A 10159-nucleotide genomic window follows, 5' to 3' on the forward strand; every position below is an offset into this window, starting at 1 on the left:
TGTTAGTATTAAACAATATAAGATGCAAAATTATAGACAGAGTTTTTAGTGTAATCAATAGAAAAACACCTTATGTAAATACCTATAAATTTGCTAGCCAATAAAAAATAAATTTATCTTGTATTTTATCATAGAATACGCAGCATCTAACCTGAAATACAAGCCTTTATTTTCATCAGAATTTACAAGTCTCTAAAGCTACAATACCACATTAAATTAGTATTTTGCAACCGTAATTTTCATCTCTCAAAAAAGTGCAATCACTCTTAATTATTGGTTTTGTTTGGCCTGAATCCAACTCCTCAGCTGCCGGCGGAAGAATGATACAATTAATTTCGCTGTATCAAAAACAAGGATTTAAAATCACCTTTGCCTCTCCAGCGCAAGACAGCGCTTTTAGTACGGATCTTGCGTCCCTAAATGTTGAAAAGAAAACAATCCTTCTCAACTCGTCTACTTTTGATGCGTTTATCAAAGAGCTAAATCCGGCTCTAGTGCTCTTTGATCGCTTTATGATTGAAGAACAATTTGGCTGGCGTGTTGCCGAAAATTGCCCTAATGCTATCCGAATATTAGATACCGAGGATTTACATTGTTTACGTCTTGCCAGACAAAAAGCTTTCAAGGAAAACCGAATATACACAACCCAAGATTTGCTTGTTGAAGAAGTTGCCAAACGAGAAATTGCTAGTATTTTGCGCTGCGATATCTCCTTAATGATTTCTCAATATGAAATTGAAATACTAACCACTACATTCAAAATTGACCAGTCGCTACTATTATACCTGCCTCTTTTACTTGAGCCTGAGGCAATTTTAAATGCAACTACAACACCATCCTTTGAGAACAGAAGTGACTTTACTTTTATTGGTAATTTTTTACACGAACCCAATTGGAATGCGGTTCAATATTTAAAACAAACTATTTGGCCCTTGATTAAAAAACAAGTACCTGAGGCCGTTTGCAAAATTTATGGTGCCTATCCTTCCCAAAAAGTGCTGCAACTGAACAACACAAAAGAAGGATTCTTAATTCTAGGTCGCGCAGAGGATGCACAAGAAGTAGTAAAACAGGCCCGAGTTGTTCTAGCCCCCTTGCGTTTTGGCGCAGGAATAAAAGGAAAATTGCTCGAAGCCATGCAATGCGGTACACCTAGCGTAACTACTACAATTGGCGCCGAATCAATGCATGGTGATTTACCCTGGAATGGTTTTATCCAAGACAATCCGGAACGTTTTGCCAATCAAGCAATATTGCTTTATCAAAATGAAAAAACATGGCTAACCGCTCAAGAAAACGGATTTGAAATAATCAAGCAACGTTATGCAAGAACATTATTTGAAACTGAATTCAATAATCAAATGCAAAACATACAGAAAAATCTAGAACAACATCGTTTAAATAATTTTATGGGTGCATTGCTGCAGCATCATACTTTGAAAAGTACCATGTACATGTCAAAATGGATTGCCGAGAAAAATAAAAACTAAAACGAAATTTGCTTCTATAGTAATTTATTTCAATCTGTATTTATTCCATAACAGCGATCGCTTCAATTTCAATGAGCCAATCTTTATTTCCCAATACCGAAACGCCAACAAGAGTACTTGCTGGATAATTCTCATTTCCTAAAAATTCGTTTCTAATTTTTCTAAAAATTGGCAAATCGGTTTCTGGATTAAAATTTACGATATAGGTATTCATTTTAACCACATCCCTAAACGTAGCATTGCATTTGCGCAATTGCTGTTCAAGGTTTTGAAAAGTAGCAATTATTTGGGCTTCTAGTGTATTCCCAATGCCAATTTGCCCAGAAATATAAAGAGTTTTGAAATCACCCGTTTTTACCAGTACTGTTTGCGAAAAACCTTCACTAGGATCAATGTATTCCTTTTCAATCATTTTGTAGCATATTAAGTCGGTACAAAATTAATAGTTTATCTATTGAAAGTCCTATAAAGATACATTTTTTAAACCAATGCTACTACAACATGAAAACTACTTTGTTTGTATTTAATTTTCAAAAATAATTAGACTACTACGCAATTTTCTCTATTAAAATCTCGTGCGCATGAAGGATAGGAGCGACATCCTTTTATGAAGCGGTAGCGTAATAAAAGATAAACCGTATAGCCTGACGCAGCTGAAACGCTAGTGGAAGCTGGGACATGCCCAAAAACACAAAACCCATCAGCTTAAAAAAAGTGATGGGTTTTATTATTAAACTGAATCCGTGTTTATGCAAGCATGGTCACTGGATTTTCAATATATTGTTTTAAAGTTTGTAAGAACTGTGCTCCAGTTGCTCCATCTATAGTACGGTGATCACAAGCAAGAGATAACATCATAGTGTTTCCTACTACAATTTGTCCATTTTTAACAACTGGTTTCTCTACAATTGCACCTACAGATAGGATTGCAGAATTAGGCTGATTGATAATGGAATTGAATTCAACAATACCAAACATTCCTAAATTAGAAACAGTAAAAGTACTTCCTTCCATTTCTGCAGGTAATAGCTTTTTGTTTTTTGCTCTGCCAGCAAGATCTCGTACACTACTTCCAATTTGAGACAAACTCATAGCATCTGTAAATTTCAATACAGGAACTACTAGACCATCCTCAACTGCAACAGCAACTCCAATATTTACATGGTGATTGATTGTAATAGCATCCTCTTTCCATTGTGAATTTATTTTTGGATGCTTTTTTAAAGCCATTGCACAAGCTTTAATTACCATATCGTTAAAAGACACTTTTGTATCAGGCACTGTGTTAATCACTGCTCTTGAAGCCATTGCATCATCCATAGCTACTTCGATTACTAAGTTGTAATGCGGAGCAGTAAATAAAGATTCAGCCAATCGTTTTGCAATAATCTTGCGCATTTGAGAATTCTTAATTTCCTCTGTAAGTGTTTCTCCTGTAGGAACAAATACCTTTGGTGCAGCAGATGCAGCAGGTGCCTGAGCAGTTTCAGTTTTAGCAGCTGGTGCATCAGCGGTTGGTTTAGCAACAGCTGGTGTAAAGTTTTCGATATCGCTTTTTACGATTCTACCATTTTCGCCAGAACCTTTAACTTGATTCAACTGAATTCCCTTATCACTTGCTATTTTCTTTGCTAATGGCGAAGCCAAAATGCGTTGTCCATCAGCTGCAGCTTCTTGAGCAACTGGCTCAGTCGCTGCCGTTGTTGTTGCAACTTCTTCTTTAACATCTGCAACAGGAGCAGCTGTAGTTGCTCCGCCTGCTTTATAATTTGTAGCAATTCCAGCAACATCGGTTCCTGCGGGACCAATAATTGCTAAAAGACTGTCAACCGGAGCTGTGTTTCCTTCTTCAATACCTACATATAATAATGTACCCGCATTGAAAGACTCAAACTCCATTGTTGCTTTATCTGTTTCAATTTCAGCTAGAATATCACCTTCGGCAACTGTATCTCCAACTTTTTTCAACCAGGTTGCAACAGTTCCTTCGGTCATTGTATCACTTAAACGAGGCATTGTTATTACCACTACTCCTTTTGGTAAAGAAGCCGCTACTGCAGATGACTCTTTAGTAGTTTCTGGAACAGCCGCCGCTTCTGAAGCAGGTTTTGCTTCGTCTGCAACTGGAGTTGCCTCTGCTGTTTTTCCTGCAAGTAATGCTGAAATATCTTCGCCTTCTTTTCCTATGATGGCTAATAATGAATCTACTGCTGCTGTTTCACCAGCAGGTATACCTATATGCAAAAGAGTTCCTTCGTTGAAAGACTCAAATTCCATTGTTGCTTTATCGGTTTCAATTTCGGCAAGAATATCTCCTTCGCTTACTTTATCACCCACTTTTTTAAGCCAAGTCGCTACCGTTCCTTCCGTCATCGTATCGCTCAAACGAGGCATTGTAATAATTGTTGCCATAATTGATTTATAGTTTATGAGGTATAAAAGGATAGTTTTCTTGTTCGTATACTACGTCGTACAATTGTTGAATTGGTGGGTAGTCAGACTCTTCGGCAAATGTAGCACACTCTTCAACCAAATCTTTCACTCTTTGATCTATAGCTTCTATTTCTTCAGTTGTAGCGTAGTTTTGATCTTTAATTACATCTAAAACTTGTGTAATTGGATCTATTTTTTTGTATTCTTCAACTTCTTCTTTAGAACGGTATAATTGAGCATCCGACATAGAGTGACCTCTATAACGGTATGTTTTCATTTCTAAGAACGTTGGTCCATCTCCGCGACGTGCTCTATCAATTGCTTCTGTCATTGCTTCAGCAACTTTTACAGGATTCATTCCGTCTACTGGACCACAAGGCATTTCATATCCCAAACCTAGTTTCCAGATATCCGTATGATTTGCAGTTCTTTCTACAGAGGTTCCCATAGCGTAGCCATTGTTTTCAACAATAAAAACTACAGGTAATTTCCATAGCATAGCCATATTAAAAGCTTCGTGTAAAGAACCTTGACGTGCTGCACCATCCCCAAAATAGGTCATAGTCACACCGCCAGTATTAAAATATTTATCTGCAAATGCTAAACCAGCACCTACTGGAATTTGACCTCCTACAATACCGTGACCTCCATAAAAACGGTGTTCTTTTGAGAAAATGTGCATAGATCCACCCATTCCTTTTGAAGTACCCGTCACTTTACCAAGTAATTCTGCCATTACACGCTTAGGATCCACACCCATACCTATTGGTTGTACGTGATTTCTATAAGCGGTAATCATTTTGTCTTTAGTCAAATCCATAGCGTGAAGCGCTCCTGCTAATACTGCTTCTTGACCATTGTATAAATGTAAAAAACCTCTAACTTTTTGTTGAATGTATAATGCTGCCAGTTTATCCTCAAACTTTCTCCAAAATAGCATATCTTCATACCATTTCACATATACTTCTCTTGTAACTTCTTTCATCTGAATTTTTCTTTTGCTTAAGTGTTATTGTTGAATCAATTTGAACCTATAACGCAAAATAGTTTCCTCCCACAAATTTGCGAAACGCAAAAATAAGACATTCCGCGTAAGAACTAAAATATAATGGCTAGTTTTTGGGAATTTTAAAGGAATTTTTTATCGAACATAAATGGCAATAAATTTTTCAAGGAGTCTGATTTGTAAACCAAACCTATTTCACCCATAAAATAAATTTCTATAGGCATTTCTTGTTTTATTTCATATTCTGCAATTGATTGCCTGCAAGATCCACAAGGCGGAATTGGTGCAGTAGTTTGATTGGTATCTGAAGCTGCTGTTATTACCATTTTTAAAACTTTTGCATCGGGATACTTTGCACCAGCATAAAAAATACCTACACGCTCAGCACACAATCCTGATGGATAAGCTGCATTTTCTTGATTCGAACCAACAATTACCTCGCCATTATCTAATAAAATTGCTACTCCAACTCTAAATTTTGAATAGGGTGCATAAGCATTTTTCCGAACCTCTACGGCCTGTTGCATTAAATCTTGAACATCCGTTGGCATATCTTGCGCAGCTTCGAAAACGGTAAATTGTGTTGAAATTATTATCTCTTTCATATTTGTAAGGGAAAAAAAATCCAAATTACACTTTTAACAAAGGTGCAATTTGGATTATCTATAAGTAATTAATCTAATTTTTAATATTCATCGTATTGATCTCCAAAATTAAATGTCAAGGAGAATCGTAATGTGTTTTCTAGTGGGTTCCTAACCTTGGATGCCGAAAATAAATAAGAGACATCTACCTTGATAGTAGTGTACTTAAATCCTGCTCCTAATGAAAAAAATTGTCGTGCACCTTTTTGTGGGCTTTCATGAAAATATCCCATTCGCATTGCAAATGAATCTTGATATAAATACTCAGCACCTACAGCGTAGGTTACTTCTTTCAATTCTTCACTCACTCCGTCTGGTGCATCACCAAATGATTTAAAAATGCCAGAAGTCCATCCTATAGATCTGTAGTTTTCTAAATTTTGATTTGCTTCCTCAGGTGTAGTCAGTCCATCACCATTCAAGTCGTTTTTTTGAAAAGTAGGAACTAGCAATTTATTGAACTCCACGTTAAGCGCTACTTTATTAAAGTCATCCAATATAAAATCAAATCCAGTACCTAACTTTAAATTAGCGGGTATAAAATTATTATTAATATCATCGTTATCATAACTAATTTTTGGACCTAAATTCTGAAAATTAAATCCAGCTCTCCATCGTCCGTTAAAATCAGAATATGCAATTTCCTCAGATTGAAAAAAACCTGCTACGTCTACTGCAAAAGTACTTGCAGCCGTTGCATCATTAGCATCTGAAGCTACCTTCAAGTTAGAATTGATAAATCGTCCTCCTACAGCCATCGAAAATTTCTCACTCAATTTTAAGGAGTACGATAAATCCACTGCAAATTCATTTGGCGAAACTACACGAGCAGCCTCATTAGGATCTCCAGTTTCACGTAGTTCAATTTCGCCAAGACCAAAATAACGAATGCTTCCAGCAAACGCACTTTTTTCGTTTAGCTTGTTATAATACGTTAACTGACCTAAGGAAATATCATTTACCAAATCAGTTAAATAAGGTGTATAATTTACTGAGAATCCTTGAGCATCTTTAGAAAATGCATACTTTGCAGGATTCCATTGTTGTGAGAAAGCATCAGCAGATGTTGCTACTCCCATATCAGCCATACCAGCTGCTCTAGCATCAGCAGCGACTAATAAAAATGGCACTCCAGGATTAATTGTCCTGTCTTGTGCGGATGTGATGTTCATGCAAAAAAGCAATGCAAGAATTGGTATTATGTTTTTCATTACGAGGCTTCTATTTATTAAACAAATATAGTACATTATTAAAGTATTACAAGTTTTTCGAATTTTTCTGCTTTTTTATTAGTCGCATTCGATTTTACAGTTAGTTTGTACACATAAACTCCTTTTCCTAGCTTATCGCCAAAATCATCTCTTCCATTCCAAGTGAGTTCTTTTGATAAGAAACCGTCCGTTGTTATAATTTGATTTTTTGTCCAGACAATTTTTCCAGTCACTGTCATCACTTGAACTTGAACTTCTAGCGGTTCAAATGGTTTGTTATGTGTAAACCAAAACTCCGTATAATTTACAAATGGATTGGGATAGTTGAGCACTTTACTCAAAGTGAGTGTGTCATTTCCTACTACCACAAACTGGATTTCGGCAGTGATTGGGTTGTTGTACACATCCCATGCTTTAAAACTTATGGTGTGTAAACCCGGAGCTAAATTACGCAACGGAAACCTTAATGTTCCATTTGTAAAGTCATCTAAATCCGCTTGGTAATAATCATTAAGTACAAAAGGATTATTTACATCACCATCTAAAACAGCAACTATATCATGACCTATTCCGCTTGCCGTGTTGATCCCGCTTTCATCACTTAATTTTGCAAGTAAAAAAGGAGATTCATTCGTATTTCCGCCAGATACAAAATTTTCATCGTTCATATACAACTGTACTCTAGGACTTGTTGTATCAAGTGGCGCATTTTCATTAATCCCTCCTATTTTAATGTTGCTATCAAAACCATTTTCGTTTTGTAAAGCGTCTTTCTTTTTTGCATAAAAACTAATTCTTCCGTTTGCAAGTGGTATTCTAATATCTCTAGGCACAATAAAACTGTATTCAAACTGACCGTTTACAACACTAGCGCTTCCGCGAAAAATAGTTTCGCCCAATACATTAAAGTTAATTGGTGGACTATTGCCGTCATTATTAAGTGTTGTTCTGTTGAGCATTTTATCAAAAATCATCGAGGTAACTTCACCATTGTAATTTGAAATAATATTGTTATTTTCATCACTAACTTCACCGGTAATTTTTATTTTTGTTAAAGACTTAAAATCTTCTATCGCCTGACTTACAGGAATATCATTAACTTTTGTCAATCTAATTTTAGGTCTAGGAATAGCCAGCATTAATGCAGGATCACCGATGTAAAAAACAACATTTGTTGCCGAGTTAGGATTACTATTTTTCGAAATCCTAAGAGCTTCAGCTATAGATGTGTATTGATTAGAACCGTAAGAAAGCAAATTTCTTGTAAAAGTGTCATTAAATGTTTCAGCGCTAAACTGCCCAATAGATCTTATGGTGGTAATCATAGCTATCGCGCCTCCTTTTGGATTCCAATACGTAAACTCTCCTGCAGTAGGTCTTGAAGGGTTGTCAAATCTTGAAAACTCACAAGTGATAGTTATGAATAATGGATATTTGAATTGATTACTTAAATTTTGACCATCTGATTTTTCCCAAATACGCTCAACTGATAATCCGTCCTCGCCACCATGACCTAAGTAATTAAAAACCAACGCTCCTTTTTCAAAAGCGTTAAAAAAATCTGTTCTTGCTTTTGGATATCGAGCACCGCCTGCAGCTGCCTCTTGAATATATGAATCCAAAAGAATTTTATTGACATTAAAAAAAGGTTTCTCAGTAGCTATAGTATTCGCAAGATTGTTTTGTTTGTTTTGCAAATTGGCATCGGATAACACATCTGAATCATCTGAAATGAGTACGAAATTATTTCGCCAGCTACCAAAGGATTCTGAGTTATGATATTCCAAAACTTTATTAATCATTTCATTTGCCTGTTTAGCATCGTTAACAAGCATTCTTCCCACAGCAATATCAATACCTCCAAAAGAAGAAGTAATATTACCTTCGTTAGCATCCATCAAGCCGTAAAAATCATCCGACGCATAAGAAGATTCTCCAGAACTACTGCTATTTAAAGCATGATATATAGGTACAATATTAGTATTGTTTGGGATTCTGTTTTTGTAGTCATACGAAGAATCTCCAAAAAGATTAACATATTTAAGCCTTTTGTCGGAGCTTGAGGCATTCTGATAAATATATTTAATGCAATTTCTAATCGCCGCAATATCTTGCTTTCCCGACGAAAACTCATTATAAATTAACTCCAGCGGAATTACTTTTACATTTAAGCCCGAATTAGTGCGATGAAAATTAGCCAATGTCTCTGCTTGCGGCACGAGTACAGTTGGCGAAATAATTACATAATCTATATCTTGAAAATTCCCTGATCTGTTTAAAAAAAGCGTTCCTTTTAAATTTTGATTAGAAACTCGCGTTTGAACATCTTTCAATGGCGTAAAAAAATCGGTATCTACAAGCGCAACATATTTTCTAATTTCACCTAAATTGGCTTTAAAATCAATCGTATTTTGATTGGAATTCACAACCGTTTTAACGTTATAAATATCCGTGACATCCCAAATCTGCGAAATACCGGCTGCATTAGAAACCGTGTAATTCACAATTCCATTGGCAGTGTTACCAGCATCGTATTGAAATCGGAATTGCTTCCCGTACCCCTGAAGTTTCCTTTTTGCTATAAGTCGAATTTGATCCAAAAAACCTTTAGAACCAGGAACACCATTGTTATTATAATTGAGTTTTATTTTAACATTTTCAGAACCATTTATTGTGGTGTTATTAGGCAAATTACTAACGAAAAACTCCGTACTTGATGTATTACTAAGCGCAGGAAAAGTAAGTGCTGCAACAGCACTTCCATTTGAAGTCACACTAAATGAAGTTACTGTAAACGCAGCCGATGCTGCATTCAGCATTATTTTTATAGGAACTGAGGCATCAACATTTGGGAAGTTAAAATCGAATTCTTGCTCGTTTTTAATTTCAAATGACTCCCCAAACCATTGCCTGCCCAATTTACCAATGTTTGTTATATCCTTTTCATAGAATTGGTAATCATCAAATGTATTTAATAATAATGTAGGATTTGCTGTAGGTTGTACCAAGGGAATAATTCTTTTACCATTTTCACCTTGAATATTGACGTAATAATAGGATTTGGAATCATATAAATTAATATTGGTCCGACTTTCTTCGTTCCATGTATCTGTTCCTTCACCATAAAAAAGTACATAGTCCGAGTCATCAAACGTGCCGTCATTTTCACCAATAACTTGGATGGTATTTTCCATTAAATCATTTGGGTATGCAATGTTATTACTAAGAGGTAACATTCTGCCTCCATTTCCGAATATTTTAATTTTCTTAGCGTCAACATTTTTAAAATCAATACCAAGTTGCTCTAAAAACCTTTTTGACAATTTATATACTCCCGATTTTTCAATATAAAATCTATACCAATTCCCTGTAGCC

The 10159-nt window shown here is 35.7% G+C and carries 7 protein-coding genes; 1 reads left to right on the forward strand and 6 read right to left on the reverse strand.

Translation table 11 applies throughout. The features are described from left to right. Positions 1-254: 254 nt before the first annotated feature. On the forward strand, positions 255-1490 hold the full coding sequence (locus FPG59_RS10015; protein ID WP_254906679.1) for a glycosyltransferase family 4 protein: 1236 nt from the start codon (positions 255-257) through the stop codon (positions 1488-1490). Between the two features lie 40 nt (positions 1491-1530). On the opposite strand, the gene FPG59_RS10020 is transcribed toward FPG59_RS10015, so the two are convergent. From FPG59_RS10020 to porU, 6 genes are all read right to left on the reverse strand, one after another. After that, positions 1531-1902 carry a RidA family protein gene (locus tag FPG59_RS10020; protein ID WP_086454466.1) on the reverse strand — a complete coding sequence of 124 codons (372 nt, stop codon included), beginning with the start codon at positions 1900-1902 and terminating at the stop codon, positions 1531-1533. A gap of 335 nt (positions 1903-2237) precedes the next feature. Then, positions 2238-3902 carry a pyruvate dehydrogenase complex dihydrolipoamide acetyltransferase gene (locus tag FPG59_RS10025; protein WP_086454467.1) on the reverse strand — a complete coding sequence of 555 codons (1665 nt, stop codon included), beginning with the start codon at positions 3900-3902 and terminating at the stop codon, positions 2238-2240. A gap of 7 nt (positions 3903-3909) precedes the next feature. After that, positions 3910-4908, reverse strand: coding sequence for a pyruvate dehydrogenase (acetyl-transferring) E1 component subunit alpha (gene pdhA, locus FPG59_RS10030; RefSeq protein WP_086454468.1), 999 nt, complete (start codon positions 4906-4908; stop codon positions 3910-3912). A 143-nt stretch (positions 4909-5051) separates the two neighbouring features. Beyond that, positions 5052-5534 (reverse strand): cytidine deaminase, encoded by a 483-nt coding sequence (gene cdd / locus FPG59_RS10035; RefSeq protein ID WP_086454469.1) that lies wholly within the window; start codon positions 5532-5534, stop codon positions 5052-5054. Positions 5535-5614: 80 nt separating this feature from the next. Next, on the reverse strand, positions 5615-6784 hold the full coding sequence (gene porV / locus FPG59_RS10040; protein ID WP_086454470.1) for a type IX secretion system outer membrane channel protein PorV: 1170 nt from the start codon (positions 6782-6784) through the stop codon (positions 5615-5617). A 38-nt stretch (positions 6785-6822) separates the two neighbouring features. Then, positions 6823-10159: type IX secretion system sortase PorU (porU, locus tag FPG59_RS10045; protein WP_086454471.1), on the reverse strand; the 3337-nt coding region annotated here is incomplete at its 5' end.

The sequence above is a fragment of the Flavobacterium sp. FPG59 genome, from assembly GCF_002150205.1.
In the GTDB taxonomy this organism is placed as follows: domain Bacteria; phylum Bacteroidota; class Bacteroidia; order Flavobacteriales; family Flavobacteriaceae; genus Flavobacterium.